Origin of the sequence: Roseateles depolymerans (assembly GCF_003387155.1) — a bacterium.
Lineage (GTDB): Bacteria > Pseudomonadota > Gammaproteobacteria > Burkholderiales > Burkholderiaceae_C > Roseateles > Roseateles depolymerans.
Genome location: NZ_QUMT01000003.1, coordinates 799,014 through 822,922 on the forward strand (window position 1 = coordinate 799,014; position 23,909 = coordinate 822,922).

Here is a 23,909-nt window from a genome sequence, read left to right on the forward strand (position 1 = left end):
CCACAGAAGATCCATTCGGGAGGGAATCCTATGAGCTCCAGCATCTGGGCCGGCATCGTCCGCGCCTGCGGCCGCCGCATGGCGTCCGCCTTCATCGCAGGCGCCAGCCTGTTCGTGCCGGCCGTCCAGGCCCAGACCCCACAGGCACAGGCGGAAGCCAAGGCTGCCTGGGATGACGCCAGCAAGGCGGCCGTCCACGGCCCGCACGACATCACGCTCGCCGGCCAGGCCACGCTGCATCTGGCCGATGGCAAGGTCTTCATTCCCCAGCCGCAAGCAGCCCGTCTGCTGCGCGCCATGGGCAACCCCGGCACCTATTCCAACCTGGAAGGCCTGGTGATGCCCAAGGGCGAGGAAGACTGGATGGCCATCGTGAAATTCGAGAAGTCCGGCTACATCAAGGACGACGATGCCAAGAACTGGGATGCCGCCGATTTGCTCAAGAGCTACCGGGAAGGCACCGACAACGCCAACAAGGAGCGGGAGAAGATGGGCGTGAGCGCCCTGGAGATCGTCGGCTGGGCCGAGCCCCCGCGCTACACCGCCGGCAATCACCAACTGGTGTGGGCGATGAGCACGAAGGAAAAGGGCGCGCCGGCCGATCAGCCGCAGGGCGTCAACTACAACACCTATGCGCTGGGCCGCGAAGGCTATGTGAGCCTGAACCTGGTCACCGGGCTCAAGGACCTGGCCAAGGACAAGCTGCAGGCGCAGGGCCTGCTCTCCGCACTGGCGTTCGACACCGGCAAGCGGTATGAGGACTTCAACCCCGACACCGACCATGTGGCCGAATACGGCCTGGCAGCGCTGGTGCTGGGCGTCGGCGCGAAGAAGCTGGGCCTGCTGGCCGTCATCGGCGCCTTCCTGGCGAAGTTTGCCAAGCTGATCCTGGTGGGTGCGCTGGGCCTGGGCGGCGCGTTCATGAAACTGTTCCGTCGGGACAAGTCGGGCGGCTGACGCGGCATCTCAGCGCTTCAGACGCTTGACCCGGCGCCGCATACGCGCCAGCGCGTCATTGCGCACCGGCAGCAGCCAGGCCAACTCGAACCCGGCACGGGCGGCTTCTTCCGCCTGGCCGGTCGCCAGCGCCCGCACCAGGGCGGCACGGGCGTGAACGAGGCCCGTCTCCAGATCGTTCAGGGCCCCCAGCGGCTTCTGAACGTCCTGCACCCGCGCCATCCACTTGACGACTTCACGAGGCATTGCCCGCGAGGGCGAGATCGATGGCGCCTGCTCGCGCAGCTCATGCGCCTTGTCACCGCTGACGGATCGGCCCGGCTTCGCGGCCCTCAGGCTTCCCGTCATCTCCAGGGCCATCTTCCATCGGCGCAAGCGACGACGCAGATGATGCCGCCCTTCCACATCCAGCTTGTCGAAGCGCCGCGCCAGGTGCAGGGCCTTGTCCCCGAGCTTCTCCACGTCCGGCACGACCGCCTCGATCGGCTCGTTCGCCGGCCAGCCGCGCACCAGCCAGGCCACGATGGAGAGCATCCAGCCCTGCCACAAGGGCTCGGCCAGCAGATCCGACGGGGCCGGTCCCTCCAGCGGCCGCTTGCGCAGCGCCACCTCAGTCGCTCCCCCGGCCACCGGCACGGCAACGGCTGCCTGCCGCCACGCCCGTTCCAGGTCCTGACGCCAGGCGGCCTGCGTCTGGGCATCGGCATCCCGCGCTTCCGCCAGCATCTGGCCCAGTTGCTTCGCCCCTTCGCCCAGACTGCGCAGGGCGATCAGGTCGGCGTCGGTCACTGACGGTGTGGCCGTTGCCAGCAGATCCACCCCCACCCGCAGCCGTCGCAGCGCCACCCGCAACTGATGCAGATGCTCCGGCTGTTGCAGCCCGGTGACGATCTGCGAGGCATTGCCCAGCACCGGCTCCACCACCGACTTCAGCAGCACGGTCAGCGCCTGCGCCTGGGTCTGCCCCGGCTGCCAGACGGCCGCCGTGCTGGCATGCGCCGGGGCAACGGCCTCGCGGCGCGCCAGCAGGTCTCCGCGAAGGGCCTTGGTGCGGAGTTCCAGCGTCAACGCGAAACGACCCAGCGCCCAGTCTCGGGCCACTTCCAGCACGGCACGCGGGTCGCCCTGCTTCAGCTCGATTTCCAGCTCGGCGACGGGCGTGCGGCGCTCGTCCGGCCCCTCGCCGGCGAGCAGCGCGCCGTGATCCAGGGCCAGCTCCACCTCGCCGAAGGGGGTGGACAAGGCCCGGCTCAGCCGTTCGATGTCGGTGTGGAACAGGGCCAGCAAGGCGGGTGAACCCAGCCGCTCCAGCAAGGCCTGCAGCCCCTGCCCGGCAGGATGATCGGCATGGCGCGCAAGATCCAGGGCGGGGAGGCCCCCGTCCAGCGGCGTTGCCACCGGCACGTTGTGCTCCAGCCGGGTCATGCCGTCCGGCGCGGCGCCCTTGAGGGTCTGCACCCAAGTCTGCCCTTCCAGCCGCAAGCGCAGCGCATAACCCGCCCGCGCCAGCTGACGATCGGGCGTGTCGAAGTAGCTGGCCTTGAGGCGTTCGTGATGGGCGCCGATGCCGGCGGGCTCATCGTCTCCGCTCACCCAGCGGTGGACCGCCTCCCATTGCGCAGGAGGGACCTGGAAGCGCAGTTCAATTTCTTTCATGGCGGCGGCAGTGTCGCATGGCGACCTGACAGCGCTATGGCCGCCTGTCCCGCCACCGACCGCCGGGGCCCCATCATTCCGACGAACGGTCAGGAGCCCCGCGTCACCGGCGCTGCGGGAAGCACTGTGCCGTCATTCCAGATCCAGCCGCGCACACGGCGCCGGCCGATCCGCGCCGGCCCCCAGGGCATGGAGCGGCCGCTCGGCCCTGTCGAACCACAGATGCAGCTGCGTCCCCACCACCGACAGCACCGCCACCCCGTCGCCCGGATGGTCGTGCCAGGCACTGACCTCGCAGCGCAGCCGCTGGCCATCGGGCCCGTCGAATTCGAACACCTCGGGCGCAGCCAGCTCCTCCTTCGCCGTCACGGCAAACGGCCAGGGTGCATACAGCGCCGAGCTGTGAATGGAGTGCACCCACACGCTGTCCTGCACGCTGTCCTGTGGAGCGTCTCCCACCGGGCTGATGCGCGCGCTGATCCAGCCGGACCGATGCTCGTCCCCGGACAGGAACACCAGCCCCCGGGCCCGGTGCCGCCAGATCTCGCTCAGCAGTTCATGCTGGCTGTGGGGATAACCGTCCCAGGCATCGGACCGCAGGCAACTCGCGGCATGCTCCGCCGTGGTCCGACGCCGCGGCAGCGGCAGCGAGCCGCACAGCATGAAGCGCGGACGCCCGTGACTGCGGGCCAGCCAGTCGCTGAACGCCTCCCGCTGCGCTTCGCTCCACAGCCGGGCCCGGGACCAGTTCGCGGCACGGCGGGCCTCCCGCTCGCAGCGGGCATCCGCCACGAAGAAGGCGCCGCCCTCCCACTCGAAGTCGTGCCAGAGGCAGCGCGGCCCGCCGGTGCGGGGACCGGCCTCCCAGCGGTGGTCCCAGGCCGCCTGCCGGGCCGCCTCGAACCAGGGACCGACATGGCCGCGTGCTTCCGGTTCCCAGTTGTCCACGATCTCATGGTCATCCACGCTGTGCACGATGCGGCGCACCGACGGCGGCAGATGTCGCACCGGACCTGCCTTGAACTCGCCGTAGGCCCGGCCGTAGCGCTCGATGCCACTGCGGGAGTCGGCCAGGCCGCCGCTGGCATCGGCATAGATCTGGTCTCCCGCCAGCAGCAGCAGGGACAGCGCACGTCCGTCCGGGTGATGGCGCGCCCAGTGCTGCAGGCGGGCCATGGCGGCAAAGGCGGGCGAGGCCTGGGCCGGGTCGTCATTGCAGCCTGGGCTCACGTCCAGCAGCCCGGGCGGGTACTGGCAGGCCGCCAGCGCCAGGGTCAGGCGCGGCGGGGCCTCGGCGCGGGGACTGAGCACAAAGCCCTGCCGCCATTGCGACGGCGGCAGGTCCAGCAGTTGCAGCAGTGCGCTCTCCATCTGGTCTCGCAGGGCCTGTCCGTCCAGACCGTGGAGGCAGCCGTGATGGAATCCTTCCAGCGCCATCACCCGCGGCTCCAGGTAGACGGCCAGGAGCAGCAGGCCCGGCGCCTGGTCCTGCGCTGTCGGCGCCGCCCCCGGAAACTGATCCACCGCCACGCTGAATCGCCACGGGTCGCCCGGACGCCCGCGGGACGGCGGCACCCAATCCTCGATCTGCAGCGCACCGGGCAGCCGCTCATACCCGTCGCCCCCATGCCAGGCCATTGGCACCCGCAGCAGCCAGCGCGGCCAGCCCAGCTCGGGCCGGAACGCGGTGAGCAGCGGCACACGGCCGGCCTGCGGCGGCCCCTGCTCCACCCGGTGCCACGGCGCCTCGACACTGATCAGGAGGTCGGCCATCGGCGTCTGCCGAACCGCGCCGTTCTGGCATGCGTCAAACGGCGCGTTCATGCGGCCTCCTCGGACAGCGGCTGGGTCACAGCGCCTTCGCGTACGGTCGGCGATGCGGCCGTCTCCGGTTCGGCCAGGAACTGCAGCACGGCGGGGAAGACCCGTGTCTGGATGTCGCGGCCGATCAGGCAGTCCTGGTGGCCGTGACCGGCAATGATGCGATAGCGGTAACGGTCCGGCATGGCCTGGTCGTAGTAGTCCTTCAGCAGTTCGGCGCTCTCCGCGCTGCACAGGCCGTTGTCCTCCCCGTGCAGTGACAGCACCGGGAAGGCGCTGAGCAGCGCCAGGCTCTTGGCCAGGCTGTCCAGGTAGAGGCTGGCGCCCTGCCAGTCGGTGATCTCGTGGCAGCGGGCGAAGTGAACCGCCTGGGCCACCGTGTCCATGTTGAGCGGTCCGAAGTGGTCGTCGATGAAATCCAGCACCGGCTGGTCCACATTGCCGATGGCGAAGTCGCGCCCATACAGCAGGTCCATCCGGTGGCGGGTGGCCGTCCACGGCGTGCGACGGATGCTGGGCGGCGGCGGATTCTCAAGATCGAACTCGTGCTCCGGATAGGGCAGGCTCGACAGCAGCCGGTCCATCACCTGGTCCATCAGGCTGGGCGGTCCCTCGGGCCGGAAGGAGAAGTCCTTCAGCGGCAGGTAGGGACGCAGGTACTGCATCAACACACCGCGCAGGCTGTTGGTGGGCGACATGACCATCAGCGGCGTCACCTGCGAGATCACCAGCCGGCTGATGCGCGCGGCGAGCTGGCGGCGCAGCGGATAGAAATGCTCCCACGGCTGCTCGCGCTCCTCCAGCAGGGCCATGTGCAGCATCACCGAGCCCATGCAGTGGGCAAACATGCAGAGCTTGGGCTGGCCGGTTTCCCGCAGCACCCGGTCCACCGCCAGGGGAATGTCGTTGAAGGCGGCCTCCTCGAAGGTCCAGGGCAGCCGGGCCGTGGGCAGGCCGGCGCTGGTGCGCATGTCCGCGATCCACACGTCGTAGCCGGCATCCCACAGGATCTTGGCGGGCCCCGGCTGCACCGAATGGTGGGCAAAGGTGCTGCCGCTGGCGCTGTAGCCGTGCAGCATCAGCACCGGCGTGCCGCCGGGCCGCGCATAACGCGTCAGGCGGACCAGCACCGGCCGGTCGTCGTCGGGCCCGGCCCGGTGGCGCAGATCCTCCCGCTGGCGGCCCGCATCGCCCCAGCGTCCGGCGGCCATCTCCAGCACCGCGGGCGTGGGCAGACCGGGCACGGCGCCCGGCAGGCGGTCGATGGCGCGGGGCGGCGCTTCATCCGGCTTGCGGAAGGTCCAGGCATGCAGCCCGATGGTCATGCGCGCCATGAAGGCCATCAGCGCACCCACGTCCCGGATGGCACTGGGCGAATCCTGCGCCTGCCGGATGCGCAGCAGCGGCATGCGCTCGCGGGCCAGGTAGTGCAGGTCCAGGTTGAGGACGATGTCGGACTGCCCGGGCGGCGGCTGCAGACCGGCGCCGGGCGCCAGCACCAGTCGGCTCAGCTGGGTCCATGGGTTGCCGCGACGGGTATAGCTGATGCGCTTGCGCCCCTGCAGTCGCGCACCGGCCAGGCGCGAGGCCCAGGCCGGCAGGGATGGGTCGCCATCGGCCACGGTGAGGTCGTAGCGCATCAGGCGTACTTCCCCCGCATGGCCGGACAGATGCCAGGCATTGACGATGCGCGCCCACACCCCGGCCTTCGGCTCGCCCGGGCGCTTGGGGGCGCTGCGGCTGGAGAGCCAGTCCAGGCTCCCCTGCACCGCATCGCGAAAGCCGCGATTCATGAACCAGGCCGCCAGGCCCCGCATATGGCGGCGCAGCGGGCTGGACGCCTCGCGCTGGAAGGGGGTGAGCGTGCCCGACGACAGTGGCATGCACAGCAGCGCATTGCGCTCGCCGCGTTCCTGATGCCACCACAGGCGCCCGTCCTGCGGACCGGGACCGACGATCTCATACTGGCCGGACGGTGTTTCGCGGGCCTCGTACAGGCGCAGGAAGCTGCCGGGCGCGACGGTCAGTTGCCGCGCGGGGCCGGGGCGCAGCAGCTCGGTCAGCACCTTGGGCTGGTACAGGAAGCCCAGCTCCAGGTATTTGACCGGCGAGCCCGGCGCCCCCGGCACCTGCACGAAACCGCCCAGGCGCTCGCGGACCTCCACCGTGGTGGGGATCTCCGGTTTGGGACTGCTCAGGTCCCGGAACCGCGGGCGGACCGGCTCCTGGCGGGTCGCGCCGGACGAAGCATCCAGGCCCCAGAGCGCGGACAGCCGGTCCAGCGCCCGCATCGCCAGGGCGGTGATGGTGAGCGCCGGATTGATGGCCAGGGAGCCGGGCACGATGGCACCGTCCAGCACCACCAGGTCGTCGAACACGCCCTCGCCGTCCGCATGGAAGACCTGGCCGATGTCGTTCACCACGCCGTCGCTGCCGCGGTCGCCCATGGGGCAGCCCCCGAGCGGATGCACGCTGATCATCGGTCCCTTGGCGTCATTGAGCAGGAAGGCCATTTCCGGGGGCAGCAGCTGCCACAGCGGATTGCGCAGCAGGCGAGCCTGCTCCCGCGCCAGTCGCCGCTCGACGAATTCATGGCGGCGGGCGATGTCCGGTTCCGACTTCAGGCCGGGCCAGACCACGCCCAGCACGCCGGGCTCTTCACTGGCCTTGGGCAGCTCCAGCCGGCCGGTGCCGCTGTCCCGGCCGATGATGGCCAAGGGCAGATAGCGCTCGGTGACGGTGGGTCGGACCGCAAACGGGTCGTCGAAGTCGGCCCGCTCCTCGTGGTCGCCCGGGTGGGCGCGTCCCAGCGCATCCAGCGTGGCGGCGAAGGCGAAGCTTTCCTCGAAGACCGGACGCAGCGGGCCGGGCACCGCGAGATCTTCCACCACGAAGTCCGCATCGCCCTGCAGGACGGCGGTGATGGTCGGGCCCACCTGCCGCTGCGCCGCAGGCTGCTGCTCGTCGGCCACCGCATTCAGCGGGGAGGGCCAGGACTGCCCGACCGCAATCACATCGCCATTGCCGGAGAAGCGTTGCCCCAGCAGCCGCGACACCTTCAGCCCGCGGCGATGGGACCGCATCAGGATCTCGGTCGATCCCAGGCTGCCCGCAGCCAGGATCACCCGGCGGGCGTGCACCACGAACGCATCGCCCTGCCGGCGGCGCAGCAACTCGTCGGTGTGCTGCACGAAGACCTGCCAGCCGCCGCCGCTCTGGTGCTCCAGATGCTCGACGCTCGCGCCGCAGACCATCTCGGCGCCGGCACGCCAGGCTTGCAGCAGCAGTCCGGTGTCCAGCGACTGCTTGGCCTCATGGTTGCACCCGGTGGCGCAGTCGCCGCAAGCGACGCAGGCCTGGTGACGCCATCCGGCCGCGCCGATCGGCCGGTCATCCATGGCCACCTGCACCCGCGCCGGGCGCGTGGCATCGCCGCCCAGCGTCTTGAGCGCTTCCAGGCGGCGGGCGGCATGGCCGTGCAGGCGGATGATGGTGTTGTCGCCAGCAGCATCCCGCACGCCCAGCAGGTGCTCGGCGCGGTCGAACCAGGGACTCAGGTCCTCCTGCAGGAAGGCCCGCGGCCAGCCGGGTTCGCGGAAGCGCTCCGGCGCAGGGCGTTCCATCACCCCCGCATTGATCAGAGACCCGCCGCCCAGGCCGTTGGCCAGGGCCACGCACACATCCGGTCCCAGTCGAAGATCAAACAGGCCCTCCCGGCGACCGGTGGGCTCGGTGGCGCCCGCCATGGCCATGCGCACATGGCCGGGCAGATCGGCGAAGCGGCTGGGAAAGGCACCGGGCAGGTATTCACGTCCGCGCTCCAGCACCACCACCGACAGCGGCCGGCCCTGGGCGTCCCGCCGACCGGCCAGGGCGTGGGCGGCGGCGGCACCGCCATACCCGCTGCCCACGATCAACACGTCCACGCGCGGCACGTCGCCGTGCTCGCCCGAGGTCACCCAGTCTTCGAGCGGACGGGATAACCAGCGGGTGCCAAAGGGGCGGGCGGCGGCCGCGCCGCCAGTGGGCGGGTTCGCCGGGTCCGGAGGGTGCGGGGACCTTGAGGAAGGTTCGGACGCACCGGCCGACAGGCCGTCGTGGGGGTCAGACGGGGCTGGCGGCACCTCCCCGAACAGGCTGGACATCGGAAACCTCCCTGCGCTGGCCCGCCAAGGCGGCCTGCATCGCGCTGATCAATTGTTCTTCGCTCACCGGCTTGTGCAGCAACGTCAGTCCCGCCTCATGGGCTTCCCTCAACCGCTCGGGGGCGGTGTCTCCGCTGACGATCAAGGCCGGCAGGCCCGGAAATGCACTGCGCAGCGAGCGTACGGCGGAGATTCCGTCTTCGCCACCCCTCAAACGGAAGTCCGTCAACAACAGATCCGGTGGTAGGCCCATGCTCTTGAGCAGTCCTTCCCGGGTCGAGCCCGCCACCTGCACCTGGCAGCCGTGCGCCGACAGCAGGGCCTGCATGGCCACCCGCACCGGCTCTTCGTCATCGATCACCAGCACCCGGATCGGCGGCAGGGAACTGCCGGTGCGGGGCGACTGGCCCGGCTGGATGTCGGCCGGGTCGGCCGCCGTCACATTGAGGGTGAAGCTGGAGCCCTGGCCCGGCACCGACCGCAAGGCCAGGTGCAGGTCCAGCAGGTCGACCAGACGGGTGACGATCGACAGGCCCAGGCCCAGGCCCTTGGCCCGGTCGCGCTCCGGGTTGCCCACCTGGTAGAACTCTTCAAAGATGCGGGCCTGTTCGTGCTCGGGGATGCCCATGCCGGTGTCGCGCACCGCCAGTCGCCACAGGCCTTCGTCCTGGCTCTGGCTGACCTCCACCGCCACTTCGCCTTTCTGGGTGTACTTGATGGCGTTGTCGATCAGGTTGCGCACCACCCGCTCCAGCAGCACCGGGTCGCTCTCGACACAGGCGTTGGGCGGGCAGTCCAGCCGCAGCACCAGTTGCTTGCGCTGCGCCGACGGCTGGAACTCACGTTGCAGTCGGGAGAGCCAGGGCTGCAGGGCAAACACCTGGTTGTTGACCGGCACCACCTGGGCGTCCAGCTTGGAGATGTCCAGCAGCGCATCCATCTGGGACGACAGCGACTGCAGCGCCAGGTTCATCTGGCTGACGATGAGGTTGCCTTCCTCGTCCATGGTGCGCTTGGCCAGGGCAGCGCCAAAGAGGGACAGCGTGTGCATCGGCTGGCGCAGGTCATGGCTGGCCGACGCCAGGAAGCGGGTCTTGGCCGCCATGGCCGATTCCGCCTGGGACAGCGCCTGGCGCAGTTGCTGGTTGCTCTTGATCTGCTGCTGGCGGATGAGCACCGATTCGGCAAAGACGCGGTAGGTGTCCTTGGCCAGGCTGACCAGGATCAGCGCGAAGAAGATGATCAGCGAGGCCAGCAGCACGTCCAGCCAGGCGTCTTCCCCGGACATGCCGCCCAGCCCCCAGGCCAGGGCATTGGCCAGGGTTACCGGCCAGAGAAAGGCCTGGAACACCACGCGGTGCCCGGCGGTGGTGGCCACCGCGCCGGCGCACAGGCCCAGCAGCACGATGGTCTGCACCGTCCGCTGGAAGTCGGTCAGCCAGGGCGCCACGCCCAGCGACGCCGCAAACACCGTCCCGTTGAGCAGGCTCAGCCCGATGGCCCAGCGGATGCGGTGGGTCAGCGGTTCCTCATGCATCTCGGGCAGCCGCCCCAGCATCCACCAGCGCAGCGCCAGGACCGCATAGACCGCCACCAGCCAGCCAAAGGCCAGGCCGACAGGCACGACGGAGGTGCTCATCAGCGCCAGCGCCAGTGCCGACAGTCCGACCGGATAGGGCACGCGCCGTCCCTGCTTGGCGATCAGGCGCAGCAGTTCCAGGTCGAGACTGGACTGCTCGGCGCTACGGTCGGCGGGCATCACGGGAGGAGGCAGCCCCTGGCGGCGGCCCTGCATGGAGTTTCATACCGACTGCAAGTGTTGGTAATGCTTGTCTAGGCCGGGCAATATATCGTGAGCTTGTGTTGGGCCCAAGGACATACCTGACGAATCCATGCAGACTCGCATCTTCCTCAGCCGTCCGTTCCCTCCTGAAGCAGATGGGCCAGGGCCTCGGGCGCCATGGGCTTGTGGAAGAGATAGCCCTGGGCCTGCATGTCGGCCAGGGACAACAGCCACTGCTGCTGATCAAGGGTTTCCACCCCCTCGGCGGTGATGTCCAGGTTCAAGCCGCTGGCCAGGGCCACGATGCTGCGCACCACCGCCTGCGACGAGCCCTGCTGCGCCTGCCCCTGAATGAAGCTGCGGTCGATCTTGAGCCGGTCCATCGGCAGCGCCGTCAACTGCGCCAGTGAGGAGAAGCCGGTGCCGAAGTCATCCAGCGCCAGGCGCACCCCCAGCTCCCGCAGCCGGCGCAGGGCCAGTTCGGTGGACACCTCCTGCGCAATCAGGGACTCGGTGAGCTCCAGTTCCAGCAACGCGGCCGGAAACCGGTGGCGCTCCAGGATGCGGGCGACCCGAGCCGGCATGTCGTCCTGGTCGAATTGGCGCACCGAGACATTGACGGCCACCCGCAGCTCCGCCAGCCCCTGCGCCCGCCATGCGGCGGCCTGCGCCACCGCCTGGTCCAGCACCCAGGCGCCGATGGGAACGATCAGGCCGGTGTCCTCGGCCACCGGGATGAAACGCGCCGGCGGCACCTCGCCCAGTTCCGGATGAGTCCAGCGCAGCAGCACCTCCGCGCCCACCAGGCGGCCGCTGCGCAGGTCCACCACCGGCTGCCAGGCCAGCCGGAACGCCTGCTGCTCCAGCGCCACCCGCAGGCCCTGCTCCAGTTTCAGGCGGTGGCTGGCGACGTCCGCCATGGCCGACTCGAACAGCACCGCCCGGCAGCGGCCCCGTGCCTTGGCCTGGTACATGGCCGCATCCGCCGCACGCAGCAGGGTGTGGGGACTGTCCACATGCGCCGGGTGCAGGGCCACGCCGATGCTGGCGGTGACCAGCACCGTCTGCTGCTGCGGTCCGGGCGCGCCCTCGCTCGCCGGGCCCACGCCGCCGCCGGTCTCCAGCAACACCGGACGTGCCACCGCCGACAGCAGCTTCTGCGCCACCTGCAGCGCGACCTCCTCCTGATCCATCCGCCGCAGCAGCACCACGAACTCGTCCCCGCCCAGCCGCACCGCCACGTCGTCCTTGCGCAGCAGGCCGCGAATGCGGCTGGCCACCTGCTTGAGCAGGTCGTCGCCGGCATCGTGGCCCAGGGTGTCGTTGATGGTCTTGAAACCGTCCAGGTCCATGAAGAACAGCGCCACCGGCCCCTCCGACGCCTGCAGCGCCTGCTGCAGCAGCACCCGGTTGCCCAGGCCGGTGAGCGCATCGTGCAGGGCCTGGTGGTGCAGCGCATGCTGCGCCTGGCGGATCTCGCTGATGTCCGCAAAGCTCAGCACATGGTGGCTGGCATGACCCTGGTCATCCATCACCGCCGCGAAATGCTGCAGGGCCGGGAAGCAACTGCCGTCGCGTCGCCGGCAGGTGACCTCGCCGTGCCACTGGCGCGCACCGGGTTCCTTGACCGCATCACCCTGGCGGCGGGCGAAGAGAAACTCATCGGGCTGGTGGCCGATGACATCCTGCATCGACCAGCCGGTGAGCTGGGCAAAGGCGCTGTTGCAGCTGAGCACCCGCTGCTCTCCGTCGAGGAACAAAATGGCCTCGTCGGTGGCGTCAAAGGCCACCGAAGCCTGGCGCAGCCGGTTCTCCCGCTCCACCCGCTCGCTGACATCCCGCACCATGCCGATGACCAGCCCCTCCGGCTCGAAGTGGCGGGCATGGATCTCCAGCCAGCGGCCGGGGGCATCCTCCGGTTGCCAGGCACAGGTCAGGTCGATGGGCGTGCCCAGTTGCAGCAGGGTCTGCAGGGCGGCCTGGCCGCGCGGCTCCAGGCCCCGGGTGAGCTGGGCCAGGGTCTCGGACTGGGTCAGCGACCGCAGCTCCGGCACCGACTCCTGCCCCACCCAGCGCAGGCGGTGGCCCGACGGCTCGGCATGCAGCTCCAGCACCGCCAGCCGGGCTGACTCCAGCGCCAGCCGCAGGCGACGCTCCGCTTCCTCCGTCTGCCGCTCCACCGCGCGGCGCACCATGGCCATGCGCACAGTGGCGTTGAGTTCACGCAGCTCGAAAGGCTTGAGCAGATAGCCGTAGGGCGCCGCCTCGGCGGCCCGCTGCAGGGTTTCGGGCTCGCCGTAGGCACTGAGGAAGATCACCGGCACCTGCAGCAGTTCGCGCAGCTGGCGGGCGGCCGAGATGCCATCGCTGCCGCGGTCCAGATGGATGTCCATCAGCACCAGGTCCGGCTCCGCATGGCGGGCCATCTTCAGCGCATCGGGCTCATTGGCGGCGATGCCCACCACCTCATAACCGAGTTGCTCCAGCCCGGCGCGCAGATCCAGCGCCACGATGCGCTCGTCCTCCACGATCTGAATGCGCACCGTGCGTCCGGACACCTGGGCCAGATCAGACATGGGACTCCCCTTGTGGTTCCACCGGCCAGCACAGCCGGGCGCAGGTGCCATGGGCCCGCTCCAGGGTCAGCCGGGCGCCGCACTGGTCTGCCAGCAAGGGCAGCAGCTGGAAACCGAGGCTGCGGGCCCCGGACAGGTCCAGATCCGCCGGCAGGCCCACGCCATCGTCGGCCACTTCCAGCCAGGGGCCGGGCGGCTGCGGCGTGGCGTCGCTGCCGTCCACCACGCCTTGGGTGCAGCCGCCCAGGCGGACGCTGATGGAGCCCTGCCGGCCGTCGGGAAACGCATGCTTGATGGCATTGGTCACCAGCTCGGTCACCACCAGGCCGCAGGGAATGGCGTGGGACAGGTCCATTCGCCAGGGGTGCGCCGACGGCACCTCCACCGCCAGCTGGATCTGCTCGCTGGCGCCCATGAAGGTGTGACGCAGCAGATGCACCAGCTGCCGCAGGTAGGGCCCCATGTCCAGGGCGCTGAAGTCGCCGCGCTCGTACAGCAGCTGATGCATGAGGGCCATCGAATGCACCCGGCTCTGGCTGTCGCGCAGCGCCTCCTGCACCTGGCCGTCGGCATGGCGGGCCTGCAGGCTGAGCAGGCTGCTCACCACCTGCAGGTTGTTCTTGACCCGGTGATGCACCTCGTTGAGCAGGGCGGTCTTGTCCTGCAGCGCCCGCTCGATCTGCTCCTGGGCGGCCCGCCGCTCGGTGACGTCATTGATGGTGATCAGCACCTGCTGGCCCTGGGAATCGGGCATGGGGTTCAGGCCGATCTCCACGGCGAACTGGCTGCCGTCGCGCCGCAGGGCAAAGAGCTCCTGGCGCTGGGCCATGTAGCGCAGCGTCGGCTGCCGCATGAAGTCGTGCAGACGCTGGTGGTGCGCTGAACGGTAGCCCGGGGGTACCAGTTCATGCACGGCCAGGCCGGTGAGCTCGTCCTGGGTGTAGCCGAACATGCGGGCCATGCTTTCATTGACCAGCACCAGGCGGCCCTGCGCGTCGACCAGGCCCATGCCGATGGACGCGCCTTCGAAGGCGCGGCGGAACCGGTCCTCGCTGCGGGCCAGGGCCCGTTCACTGTCGCGTCGGGCGCTGATGTCCATGCCGGACGCGATCAGGTGGGTGATGGTGCCCTGGTCATCGACCAGCGGCGCGAGCATGAAATCCACGTCCATGCGGCTGTCCCCCGCCATGCGGGCCACCACGTCGCGGCGGACGGTGTCGCCGGCGGCCACGCGGGCCACTGCATCGGCCATCCAGTGCACCAGCAGCGGGTCGTGGGTCCACCAGGGGGTTTGCCAGAAGGGCTGGCCGATGACATCGTCCTTGGTCAGGCCGCCGGCTTCCAGCGGCGCCCGGTTGGTTTCGATGACACGGCCGTCGGGCAGCAGCACGCCGACAAACACAAACAGGTTGTCCAGGACACGGCGCAGCGGTGAGCCGCCGTCCTGGCCTGGCCCCTGCCCGTGGCGATGCTCCAGGGCCAGCTCAAGCGCCGCCAATGACACCGCGGACGCGGGCCAGGCCGCGGGACTTGCTTCGCCAGACATCGGACCTCCCTGGAGGGCCGGTGGTGTTGCAATGCGGCGCGATTCATTGCAGCGTCATTGCATCGCCATTGCGGCCCCATTGCTGGGTCAGCCTTCATTGCAGGTCTGCGAGGCCGACATGCAGGCCTGCGCAAACGGGGCAGTGAAGCGATGCATGCTTTATAGCAAGGGTGGGAGGGGCTGTCATCGATCGGATGAACGACGCGCCGCACGAGCGCGGAGGCTGCCCCAAGACACTCGAAGATTGCGGTGGATGTCGGCAGCAATGCCCGGTCAATGAAGCAATGCGCAATGTGTGAATGCAATGCCGCTGCTTGATTCAGCAGGATCTCCCGACGCCACTGATAGAACCGGTGATAGAACCGATAAGCGCGAATGCGGACTGCAGATAAAACTATGCCGACCCCCTCGGCCCCAACGGGCTCCGGCAGGTCGGCATAGCACTCCTCCCCTTGATCACAACGCTGAGGTCCAGGCAGCGCGCGATCGGGGTTGAGTATGCGCAGGCGTGAAGGGCGCAACCATCCCCCTCAAGGGGGAAGATGGACGGCAGCATCCGCCAAGGCATCCACCATTCTGAGGAGCGGCGGCTCCATCGTCGGGGTCAGGCCGTGCCAGGGCCGAGCCGGGATACTGACCGGCCTCCCCTGCAGCCGATCGGAGGCGTTTTTTCGTTTCCGGTGCGGGTGGTCCTCCGGGTGGCTCTCCGTTTGGCCTTCCCGAAGGCTGCCCAGCATACAAATCGGGACAGCGCTATGCTTCGCGCCACTTCGGAGTTTCACCCGCCCCTCGACCGGCGGCCGCCAGTCCCTGCGCCCCCAGGTCGGCCCCGCCGACGGTGGGTGGCCCCCCCTTGAAGCCTGCGGTCGATGGCGAAGCTCTGAAGTCGGGGACAGCACGACATTCAAATCCACTGAACAATGGCCTCAGTTCCGGTGAACCGACAGAAGCGCTGCCAGCAGGACACTGCCATCCATGCACCCGAGAGGTCGGGCCGATGTCAATGACAAGCATCAACTTCTGCCCCCGTCTTTCCGTCCAAGCCCCACTGCCCTCCACGCCATGACCACCGCCCGCTCCACCTTCCAGCCCGCCAAGGTCTCCAAAACCCGGTACGACGGCTTCGCCATGCTGCTGCACTGGGTGCTGGCCGTGGCCATCATCGGCGCCTTCGGCGTCGGTCTGTACATGACCGACCTGCCGATCTCGCCCACCCGGCTCAAGCTGTACAACTGGCACAAATGGGCCGGTGTGACCATCCTGGCGGTCTCGGCCCTGCGACTGCTGTGGCGCCTGACCCACCGCCCGCCGGCCGACCTGCCGATGCCGGCCTGGCAAGCCCGTGCCGCGCACCTGGTGCACGGCCTGCTGTACCTGGCGTTTTTTGCGGTGCCGCTGAGCGGCTGGGCCTACAGCTCGGCCGCCGGTTTCCCGGTGGTGTGGTTCGGCGTGCTGCCGCTGCCCAACCTGGTGGCGCCGGACAAGGAACTGGCCCACACCCTGAAGGAAGCCCATGAGCTGCTGGCCTACGGCCTGGCCGCCCTGGTGCTGGCCCACCTGGGTGCGGTGGTCAAGCACATGGTGCTGGACCGGGACGGCCTGCTGCAACGCATGCTGCCCGGCCGCGGCTGACATCTCTCCTCCGACCCTTTTTCATCGAGGTCTTCCATGCAAGCACGTCTGACCCAAGGTCTGTCCTCCCGTCTGGCCACGTCCCTGTCCGTGACCGCCCTGGCCCTGGCCAGCGCCGCCCTGATGCTGTCGGCCGCGCCGGTCATGGCCCAGTCCAAGCCCGCGGTCAAGCCGGCCGCCAGCGCCCCCGCCGCAGCCCCTGCGGCAGCGCCCGCCGCCGCCAAGCTGGTGCCCGCCGGCAGCGACATCAGCTTCACCTTCAAGCAGATGGGCGTGCCGGTGGACGGCCACTTCAAGCGGTTTGACGCCCAGCTCGCCTTCGACCCGAAGAAGCCGGAAGCCGGCAAGGTGTCGCTGGCCATCGACCTCTCCGCCGCCACCCTGGGCGACCCGCAGTTCGACGCCGAACTGGTCAAGCCGGAATGGTTCAACTCGAAGAAGGTGCCGCAGGCCACCTTCCAGTCCACCAGCATCAAGGCGCTGGGCGGCGGCAAGTTCGAAGCGGCCGGCAAGCTGAGCATCAAGGGCCAGGTGCGCGATGTCGTTGTGCCGGTGACGCTGACCCAGGCCGCCGGCACCACCACCGCCGCCGGCGTGGTGGCCATCAAGCGCCTGGACTACAACATCGGCGACGGCGAATGGAAGGACACCTCCATGGTTGCCAACGATGTGCAGGTGAAGTTCAAGCTGGCCTTCACCGGCGTGGCGCCGCTCTGAGCGCCCGACTGATTTCCGTTTCTTCCACCCACCCTTCAACCAAGACCCCATCATGAAAAAAGCACTGATCCTTGCTTCCCTGCTGGCCCTGGGCGCTGCTGCGCAGGCCGAGACCGCCACCTACAAGATCGACCCGACGCACACCAACGCGACCTTCGAGATCCTGCACTTCGGCACCTCGACCAACCGCGCCCGCTTCGACAAGAAGGAAGGCACGGTGGAATTCGACCGCGCTGGCAAGTCCGGCAAGGTGGACATCACCTTCGACATGACCGGCATCAACAGCGGCACCCCCGCTTTCGACAAGCACCTGTCGGGCAAGGACTTCTTCGACGTGGCCACCTACCCCACGGTGAAGTTCGTCGGTGACAAGTTCAGCTTCAACGGCGACAAGGTCACGACCGTGGCCGGCGAGCTGACCATGAAGGGCAAGACCGCTCCGGTCACCCTGAAGGCCATCAACTTCAACTGCTACCAGAACCCGATGCTCAAGCGTGAAGTCTGCGGCGGCGACTTCGAAACCGTGATCGATCGCACGCAGTGGGGCATCGACTACGGTCTGGCCTATGGCTTCTCCAAGGAAGTCAAGATCGTGATCCAGGTCGAAGCCGTCAAGCAGTAAGGCGGGCAACGGGGGCACCACCCGGCCCCCGAGACCTTCCACGACGCCCCGGTCCTCCGGGGCGTTTGTATTTGGGGCCCGCGCGTTCCGCCCCTCCGCTTTGTCGCGGATCCGCGCAGTTCATGCCGCCTCCCTCACCGTGTGTCGCCCCCTGGGGCCGACCGCCGCAGGACTTGCGTACAGTGCGAAGGCATCAGACAGGTCCGCCCATGAACGCCCCAACGTCCGCCCCACTCACCCCCGCCCAGCGCTGGCAGCAGTTCTCTCGCAATGCCGAGCAGGGCTTCCACGCCTACGCCAGCTGGCTGGTCTCCATCACCTGGCGGCGGTTCTTCGTGATGTCGGTGCTGCTGGTCATCGGCGCCAACATCCTGCAGGGCATCCCCCCGTTTTCGTTCAGCTGGCGGGTGGCGGAAGAGGTCGAGCAGGCCCCCAAGCGTGCGCCCAAGCCGGCCAAGCCGGCCAAGCCCGCCAAGCCGGTGGAGCAAGCCCCGCCGGCCCCCACCGCGCCGGTGAATGGGTCCAGCGACGCCCAGTCCGCAGGCCACGACACCAGCCGGGATGCCAAGGGCGAGCCCAAGGGGGAAGAGGGCCTTCGCTATGAGGTCCAGATCGACAGCAAGGGTGTGCGCATCGTGCCCCGGGGCGCGGCGGCCGCCACCGAGAGCGCGTCCAGCGCCTCCGCAGCCGCCAGCGGCGCCCAGGCCAGCAGCAGCTCAGACCTGCCGGTGGTGGACATCCGCATCCCCAATGAAAAGCAGCGCGAAGCCGTGCGGGAGGCCGTGGAAGACGCCAAGCGCGCCCTGCAGGAAGCCGCCGAGGACGCCCGCCAGGCCCAGGCCGATGCGCAGGAAGCCCGCCGCGAGCTGGAAGCCGCCCGCGAAGGCAATGCCGACGAGTCCGGGCAGGACGCCATCGACGAGCCCAAGGTCCGCTATCGCCGGGTGCACCTGGGCGACTTCCTGGACAAGCTGGCGATGATCATCGTGCTGGCCTCGGCGGTGATCAAGGCCACCTACAAGGGCCGCATCCAGGCCGAAGCCAAGGCCGCCCAGGCAACCGAGACGGCGGAGGCGGAGTCCCTGCGCCGCCAGGTGGTGGAAGCCCGCATGGCCGCCATGCAGGCCCAGGTGGAGCCGCACTTCCTGTTCAACACCCTGGCCTCCATCGACCACCTGATCGAGACCGACCCGCCCCGCGCCTCGCAGATGCAGCGCAACCTGATCGCCCTGCTGCGGGCCTCCATGCCCACCATGCGCGAGGCCAATGCCAACGGCGGCGTGCGGGAACTGGGCCGGGAAATGGCGGTGATCCGCCCCTACCTGGACATCCTGCAGATGCGCATGGAAGAGCGGCTGCAGCCCGAGATCCTGGTGCCGGACGGCCTGCTGTCGGCGGAATTCCCGCCCATGATGATCCAGGGCCTGGTGGAGAACGCCATCAAGCACGGCCTGGAGCCCAAGGCCGAGGGCGGCAGCCTGAAGATCAAGGCGGAAGTGGTGCACGGCAAGCTGTCGGTCACCGTCGCCGACACCGGCCTGGGCTTCGGCCGGGCGGCCACCGCCGGCACCGGCGTGGGCCTGGCCAATATCCGGGAGCGGCTGTCCCTGCTCTACGGCAAGGCCGCCAGCCTGACCGTGGCCGAGAACCAGCCCAGCGGCACCATCGTCACCATCACGGTCCCCTACAAGACCGCCCACGTCCATCAGGAACAAGGAGTGCATGCATGAAAACCTTCTTCAAGCTGTTGCTGGCCCTCGGCCTGGTGATGGTGCTGACCTCGGTGGCCCTGGGCGTGGTGGCCTTCGGCGTGCTCAATGATGCCGATGGCGTGCACCTGGTGATCAACGGCCATGAATGGACCGGCGAAGCGCTGGACATGGCCGACGGCTTCACCGTCTTCCTGTCCCTGATCCTGTGCGGCCTGGTGCTGTGCGTGACCATTCCGCTGGTGCTGCTGCTGGGCCTGGGGCTGCCGCTGCTGCTGCTGGGGGGACTGGCGCTGCTGGCGGTGGCCGCGGTGCTGGGCGCCGGGGCCTTGCTGGGCTCACCGCTGCTGCTGGTGGTGCTGGTGGTCTGGTTGCTGATGCGGGACCGGTCTCCGAAAGCCGGTCGCCGGGCCCGCCGCGGCGACACGGCCGCGGTGCAGGAACCGACCCTGCCGGCCTGAGGCGCCCCCTGCCCAGCGGCGCGCTTCAGTAGTGGCCCGCTGTCCGCGTCCCCCACCCTTCTCTACCATTGCGCCATGAGTACACCCAACGCCCCCCGCGCCGTCCTGGCGGATGATGAACGGCTGATGCGCGAGCAACTGCGCAGCCGCATTGCCGAAGTCTGGCCCGAGCTGCAGATCGTCGGTGAAGCCAAGAACGGCCTGGAAGCCGTGGAGCTGACCCGCGAACTCAAGCCGGACCTGGTGTTCCTGGACATCCGCATGCCGGGTCTGACCGGTGTGGAAGCCGCCCGCCAGATTGCCCAGTTGCCCGACGATGACGACTGGGCGGTGCCCGAGATCGTCTTCATCACCGCCTACGACCAGTACGCCGTGGAGGCCTTCGAGCAGGGCGTGTGCGACTATGTGCTCAAGCCCGCCGAGCGCGAGCGCCTGGCGGTGACGGTGGAGCGTATCCGCAAGCGGCTGGCGCAGCGCAGCGGCGAAGCCGAGCCGGACGGCCCGTCCCAGGGCACGCTGCAGCAGCTGCTGCACAACCTGTCAGCCCGGGTGAATCCGCAGTCGGCCCCGCGTTACCTGCAATGGATCCAGGCCTCCGTCGGCCAGACCATCCAGATGATCCCGGTGGAGGACGTGCTGTTCTTCATCAGCGACGAAAAATACACCCGGGTGCAGACGCCGACGGTCGAGGCCCTGATCCGCAAGCCGATCAAGGAACTGGTGGACGAGCTGGACCCGGCCGTGTTCTGGCAGATCCACCGCTCCACCCTGGTCAACGTGAAGGCCATCAACGGCATCACCCGCGACTTCCGCGGCCGCCAGCTGGTGGGCGTGCGCGGGCTGGACGAGAAGCTGGAAGTCAGCCGCAGCTACACGCATCTGTTCAAGGGGATGTGAGGCGACTCAGCGTCCCGTCGAAGGCCCAAAGCGCGACGGCAGGTAGGAGCGGCGCGGCGGCGACGGGCGCCGGTCGTCATGCTCATGGTCGTCGCCCGCAAAGCGGGTTTCCAGCGCCTCTTCCTCGTCCGGCTGCTCACCCTTCTTGAGGCGCCGTGACGGCGTGCGCAGCCCCAGGGCCAGCGCCAGCATCGCGTAGAACAGGAAGCCGATGCGCGGGGCGTCGATCAAGCTGTCGAACAGCCCCACGATCATGAACGCGGCCAGTGCCCCTGCGGTGGCCGGTGCCAGCGGATGCCGCCGTGCGGCGCCCAGGGTGCAGCGCCACAGGGCGCTGGCCACCAGGCCCAGCCACAGCGCCAGGCCGATCACGCCCTGCGCGAACAGCACATGCAGCGGCAGGCTCTTCTCGTGGAAGGGCATGTGGACCCGGTCACTGGAGAAGAACCAGCGGGCCATGCCCTGACTGAAATCCCCATTGCGAAGCAGCGACCCGTGCTGGCTGTCGGCCAGTTCCACCGAGCGCAGCTCCACCAGCGAGCCGCGCCAGTTCAGCGCCACCGCAGCCGTCAGTTGACGCGGCATCCAGCGGCTGCCGCCGAAGTCGTCCGGGGCCTTGCCCAGCGGCAGCCGCACCACCTGCCATGCACCGCCCTGCGGCTCGATCTCCACCTGGCGGTCCAGGCAGCGCAGCGGATAGAGCAGATGCTTCTCGCAGACTTCCACCCGCAGCTGGGTGTGCTGACGGGTGCGCAGCACCACCGCGGCCGCCACGTCGCCGCCCACGGCGCTGACGCGCTGGCTGAGGCGGTACAGCTCGCCGCTGCCCATCGTGTGCAGGCCACTGGTGAGGGTGACGGTCGGTGTGGGGACGGCCGGGAAGCCGGCGCTGTCCAGCGCGCCCGGCACCGCGTCGGTGGCCGGCGGATTCCAGCGGTGGTCCCCGACGCGCGCCTCGAAGGGCCCCTGGTTGGCGAAGCTCGCCGCGAAGCGGCCGGTGCCCTGGCCCAGCAGCCAGGCATCCATGCCCTTGAGCAGGCTCATGCTCAGGCTCCAATGGTCCAGCCGGCCTTCCAGGTCCTGCTGTCCGGTGGACAGCCGGTGGCCGATATAGCCGCCGCCGCCCAGGGACGCCACCACGCCGCACACCAGCAGGCAGGCCGTCCACAACATGCCGCGGACCCGCCAGCTGGCCTCGCGCACCGCATCGGCCGGACGCACCGGCCATTGCACGGCCAGCCAGGCCAGGCCCAGCAGCAGCAGCACGGCGGCGGTGGCGATCAGGTCCTTGCCCTCGCTCCACTGGGCCGCCACCAGCCAGGTCGCCGCCAGCGACGACAGCCAGCCGGCCGCCAGCAGGAAGGATTGCCCGGCCCACACCACGCCGCGGCGCCACAGGCCACACAGCGTCAGCGTGAACAGCACCACCACCAGTTCCACCGCATAGGACAGCTTGGGCACCTGGTCGATCAGCAGGAAGCCGGCACCGGCCAGCGCCAGGGCCACCAACAAGGCACCGCCCAGCAAGGTCCGGTGCTGGCCCACCGGCCAGGTGCCGCGGCGCGGCGGCATGGCCACCCACAGGCCCACGCTGACGGCCAGCGCCACGAGCGCCCGGTAGCCCCCGGCGCCAAACAGCACCCAGGCGGCCAGGGCCACCCCGGTCAGCACGGCCAGCGACGACCGCAGCGGCAGTGCCGCATCCCCCGGCAACTGGCCCGGTGCGGCCGCGCCGTCCTCCGGCCGTCCGTGACGGCGCTGCACCGCCCACAGCAGCGCGCACAGCGCCAGGCCCACCGGCACCGCCAGATAGACGCCGCGGGAGAAGGTGGTGAGACAGGCATAAAACCCGAGCAGCAGGACGCCGAGCGCCGCGGCAAACCGCCACGGCCGACGCTCGCAGAGCATCCACAGCAGGGCCATCGGCATGCTCAGCGCCAGGCACCCGTCCAGCGCCGCGCCGCCCACATGCATTTCCCAGAACCAGGAAGTGGTGCGGTAGTCGGTGGAGAAATCCAGCAGCCCGGTGTAGATGAAGCGCTCCCACATCGCGCCGACCGAGGCAAAGACCAGCACCAGCACCCAGGCGCCGCGGCTGAGCCGCAGCACGGCGGCCGGCCGCAGGTCCGCCGCGCGCAGCCACAGCGGCAGCAGCAGCAGCACCAGGAACAGGCTCTTGCCCAGCCGCAGGCTGTTCATCGACTCCTGGTAGCCCTGGTAGTAGCCGAATTGCAGGCCGCCGGCATGTTCCACCCCGCGCCAGATGGAGATCAGCATCGACAGTGTGAAGACCGCCAGCAGCACCCCCACCGCCGATCGCCAGCGCAGCGCGCGGTAGCGCCAGGGGACCGGGCGACGGATGGGCTCGGTGATGGCCAGCGCCAGGTAGCCTCCGGTCGCCACGGCCAGCACCAGCAGGTCCAGCTCTTCAAAACTGATCCAGCCGGTCCAGGGGGCGAAGCCGATCAGCGGCACCGCCGCCGGCAGCAGCATCGGCAGCACCTGCCAGGCCAGGAAGCTCAGCGCCGCCAGCGCCGCCCACAGGGTCAGCATCAACGGGGGATCGACGGGATAGTGATGCACCAGGGCCACGCCGGCCGTGCCGCAGGCCATCGACGCCAGCAGCGCCAGGAGGGCCGACGGCCGCAAGGGAATCATGAAGTTCATGCAGCGCTCAATTCAGCTGGCCTGCCCAGGCTCTGGGCCATGCACCACTGCGCCGGCCAGTAGCTCGCCAGCACCCACAGGCTGGCTTGCGACACCGGTCCGGCAAAGCGGTCGATGGCCAGCATGGCATCGGAAAACACAAAGAGGGTCCCGCCCCACGCCGCCCAGCGGGCGCGCAGTTCCTGCGGATCACGGACGCTGTGGCGCCACCAGGCCCAGGCCTGGGAAGCCATCAGGGTCAGGGCAACCACGTAGACCAGCACCGCCCCCTGCAGGTCGGCCGGCACGAAGGCCCAGAGCCGACCCAGCACCATGGCGGCCACCAGGCCGAAGAGCAGGAAGGGCCAGCGCACGGCGCCAAAGCGGACCCGGCTGCAGAAGCCCAGGATGTAACAGACGTGGGCGATGAGGAAGCCGATCAGGCCCGGGACAAAGCCCGAGACCGGGAACAGCAGGGCAATGTCGCCCACGAGGGAGAACATCAGTCCCGCCAGCAGCCAGCGGGCCAGGCCCGGCGCGGCACCGCCCCGGCGCCAGGCGTGCCAGACGATCAGCAGGGTGGTCAGCGGCTTGAAGACGAAGCCCCAGGCCGCCGGCAGCTGCGGCGGCTGTGAAAGCGCCATGATGGCCAGGGAGGCACTGATCAGGGTCAGCAGGGGCAGGCTGATGGAGGTCCGTGGGACGGCGGCGGTCATGGCCGGCATTTTGCCGTCCGGCAAG

At 69.4% G+C, this 23,909-nt stretch carries 15 protein-coding genes; 7 read left to right on the forward strand and 8 right to left on the reverse strand.

Features of this window, described 5'->3' with window-relative positions; genetic code table 11:
* Window positions 1-30 precede the first annotated feature (30 nt).
* Window positions 31-957, forward strand: a complete 927-nt coding sequence (locus tag DES44_RS17430) for a DUF2167 domain-containing protein (protein WP_058933523.1) — start codon at window positions 31-33, stop codon at window positions 955-957.
* A gap of 9 nt (window positions 958-966) precedes the next feature.
* Here DES44_RS17430 and DES44_RS17435 read toward each other — a convergent pair whose 3' ends face one another.
* The 6 genes from DES44_RS17435 to DES44_RS17460 all read right to left on the reverse strand — a co-directional run bounded on the left by DES44_RS17435 (window position 967) and on the right by DES44_RS17460 (window position 14,484).
* Window positions 967-2,613, reverse strand: a complete 1,647-nt coding sequence (locus DES44_RS17435; RefSeq protein WP_058933522.1) for a CYTH and CHAD domain-containing protein — start codon at window positions 2,611-2,613, stop codon at window positions 967-969.
* 132 nt (window positions 2,614-2,745) lie between these two features.
* Complete coding sequence (locus tag DES44_RS17440) at window positions 2,746-4,437, reverse strand: alkaline phosphatase D family protein (RefSeq protein ID WP_058933521.1); 1,692 nt, start codon at window positions 4,435-4,437, stop codon at window positions 2,746-2,748.
* Window positions 4,434-8,579 carry an alpha/beta fold hydrolase gene (locus tag DES44_RS17445; protein WP_083525258.1) on the reverse strand — a complete coding sequence of 1,382 codons (4,146 nt, stop codon included), beginning with the start codon at window positions 8,577-8,579 and terminating at the stop codon, window positions 4,434-4,436. Before DES44_RS17445 ends, DES44_RS17440 begins: the two co-directional genes overlap by 4 nt.
* Window positions 8,539-10,374 carry an ATP-binding response regulator gene (locus DES44_RS17450; RefSeq protein ID WP_116001686.1) on the reverse strand — a complete coding sequence of 612 codons (1,836 nt, stop codon included), beginning with the start codon at window positions 10,372-10,374 and terminating at the stop codon, window positions 8,539-8,541. Before DES44_RS17450 ends, DES44_RS17445 begins: the two co-directional genes overlap by 41 nt.
* A 116-nt stretch (window positions 10,375-10,490) precedes the next feature.
* Window positions 10,491-12,938 carry a two-component system response regulator gene (locus tag DES44_RS17455; RefSeq protein WP_058933517.1) on the reverse strand — a complete coding sequence of 816 codons (2,448 nt, stop codon included), beginning with the start codon at window positions 12,936-12,938 and terminating at the stop codon, window positions 10,491-10,493.
* On the reverse strand, window positions 12,931-14,484 hold the full coding sequence (locus DES44_RS17460) for a sensor histidine kinase (RefSeq protein ID WP_083525256.1): 1,554 nt from the start codon (window positions 14,482-14,484) through the stop codon (window positions 12,931-12,933). The genes DES44_RS17455 and DES44_RS17460 overlap by 8 nt, the downstream gene beginning before the upstream one ends.
* Before the next feature lie 1,062 nt (window positions 14,485-15,546).
* Here DES44_RS17460 and DES44_RS17465 point away from each other — a divergent pair.
* The 6 genes from DES44_RS17465 (at window position 15,547) to DES44_RS17490 (ending at window position 20,522) form a co-directional block, all read left to right on the forward strand.
* The gene (locus DES44_RS17465; RefSeq protein ID WP_058933515.1) at window positions 15,547-16,116 is read left to right on the forward strand and encodes a cytochrome b; all 570 of its coding nucleotides are present in this window, start codon (window positions 15,547-15,549) and stop codon (window positions 16,114-16,116) included.
* Between the two features lie 144 nt (window positions 16,117-16,260).
* Complete coding sequence (locus tag DES44_RS17470; RefSeq protein ID WP_058937134.1) at window positions 16,261-16,833, forward strand: YceI family protein; 573 nt, start codon at window positions 16,261-16,263, stop codon at window positions 16,831-16,833.
* A gap of 52 nt (window positions 16,834-16,885) precedes the next feature.
* The gene (locus tag DES44_RS17475; RefSeq protein ID WP_058933514.1) at window positions 16,886-17,455 is read left to right on the forward strand and encodes a YceI family protein; all 570 of its coding nucleotides are present in this window, start codon (window positions 16,886-16,888) and stop codon (window positions 17,453-17,455) included.
* Between the two features lie 209 nt (window positions 17,456-17,664).
* Window positions 17,665-19,185, forward strand: a complete 1,521-nt coding sequence (locus tag DES44_RS17480) for a histidine kinase (protein ID WP_058933513.1) — start codon at window positions 17,665-17,667, stop codon at window positions 19,183-19,185.
* Complete coding sequence (locus DES44_RS17485; RefSeq protein WP_058933512.1) at window positions 19,182-19,625, forward strand: hypothetical protein; 444 nt, start codon at window positions 19,182-19,184, stop codon at window positions 19,623-19,625. Before DES44_RS17480 ends, DES44_RS17485 begins: the two co-directional genes overlap by 4 nt.
* 75 nt (window positions 19,626-19,700) lie before the next feature.
* The gene (locus DES44_RS17490) at window positions 19,701-20,522 is read left to right on the forward strand and encodes a LytR/AlgR family response regulator transcription factor (RefSeq protein ID WP_083525254.1); all 822 of its coding nucleotides are present in this window, start codon (window positions 19,701-19,703) and stop codon (window positions 20,520-20,522) included.
* Between the two features lie 6 nt (window positions 20,523-20,528).
* Here the strand turns inward: DES44_RS17490 and DES44_RS17495 are convergent, their stop codons facing one another.
* Together DES44_RS17495 and DES44_RS17500 are read right to left on the reverse strand one after the other, a co-directional pair.
* Window positions 20,529-23,189, reverse strand: a complete 2,661-nt coding sequence (locus tag DES44_RS17495; protein ID WP_058933510.1) for a hypothetical protein — start codon at window positions 23,187-23,189, stop codon at window positions 20,529-20,531.
* Window positions 23,186-23,884 (reverse strand): lysoplasmalogenase, encoded by a 699-nt coding sequence (locus DES44_RS17500; protein ID WP_170156692.1) that lies wholly within the window; start codon window positions 23,882-23,884, stop codon window positions 23,186-23,188. Before DES44_RS17500 ends, DES44_RS17495 begins: the two co-directional genes overlap by 4 nt.
* Between the last annotated feature and the right edge of the window lie 25 nt (window positions 23,885-23,909).

Bases quoted from the DNA above. Each gene is read 5' to 3' on its own strand.
- DES44_RS17430 (WP_058933523.1), top strand. From the start codon at position 31: ATGAGCTCCAGCATCTGGGCCGGCATCGTCCGCGCCTGCGGCCGCCGC.
- DES44_RS17435 (WP_058933522.1), bottom strand. From the start codon at position 2,613: ATGAAAGAAATTGAACTGCGCTTCCAGGTCCCTCCTGCGCAATGGGAG.
- DES44_RS17440 (WP_058933521.1), bottom strand. From the start codon at position 4,437: ATGAACGCGCCGTTTGACGCATGCCAGAACGGCGCGGTTCGGCAGACG.
- DES44_RS17445 (WP_083525258.1), bottom strand. From the start codon at position 8,579: ATGTCCAGCCTGTTCGGGGAGGTGCCGCCAGCCCCGTCTGACCCCCAC.
- DES44_RS17450 (WP_116001686.1), bottom strand. From the start codon at position 10,374: ATGCAGGGCCGCCGCCAGGGGCTGCCTCCTCCCGTGATGCCCGCCGAC.
- DES44_RS17455 (WP_058933517.1), bottom strand. From the start codon at position 12,938: ATGTCTGATCTGGCCCAGGTGTCCGGACGCACGGTGCGCATTCAGATC.
- DES44_RS17460 (WP_083525256.1), bottom strand. From the start codon at position 14,484: ATGTCTGGCGAAGCAAGTCCCGCGGCCTGGCCCGCGTCCGCGGTGTCA.
- DES44_RS17465 (WP_058933515.1), top strand. From the start codon at position 15,547: ATGACCACCGCCCGCTCCACCTTCCAGCCCGCCAAGGTCTCCAAAACC.
- DES44_RS17470 (WP_058937134.1), top strand. From the start codon at position 16,261: ATGGCCCAGTCCAAGCCCGCGGTCAAGCCGGCCGCCAGCGCCCCCGCC.
- DES44_RS17475 (WP_058933514.1), top strand. From the start codon at position 16,886: ATGAAAAAAGCACTGATCCTTGCTTCCCTGCTGGCCCTGGGCGCTGCT.
- DES44_RS17480 (WP_058933513.1), top strand. From the start codon at position 17,665: ATGAACGCCCCAACGTCCGCCCCACTCACCCCCGCCCAGCGCTGGCAG.
- DES44_RS17485 (WP_058933512.1), top strand. From the start codon at position 19,182: ATGAAAACCTTCTTCAAGCTGTTGCTGGCCCTCGGCCTGGTGATGGTG.
- DES44_RS17490 (WP_083525254.1), top strand. From the start codon at position 19,701: ATGAGTACACCCAACGCCCCCCGCGCCGTCCTGGCGGATGATGAACGG.
- DES44_RS17495 (WP_058933510.1), bottom strand. From the start codon at position 23,189: ATGAACTTCATGATTCCCTTGCGGCCGTCGGCCCTCCTGGCGCTGCTG.
- DES44_RS17500 (WP_170156692.1), bottom strand. From the start codon at position 23,884: ATGACCGCCGCCGTCCCACGGACCTCCATCAGCCTGCCCCTGCTGACC.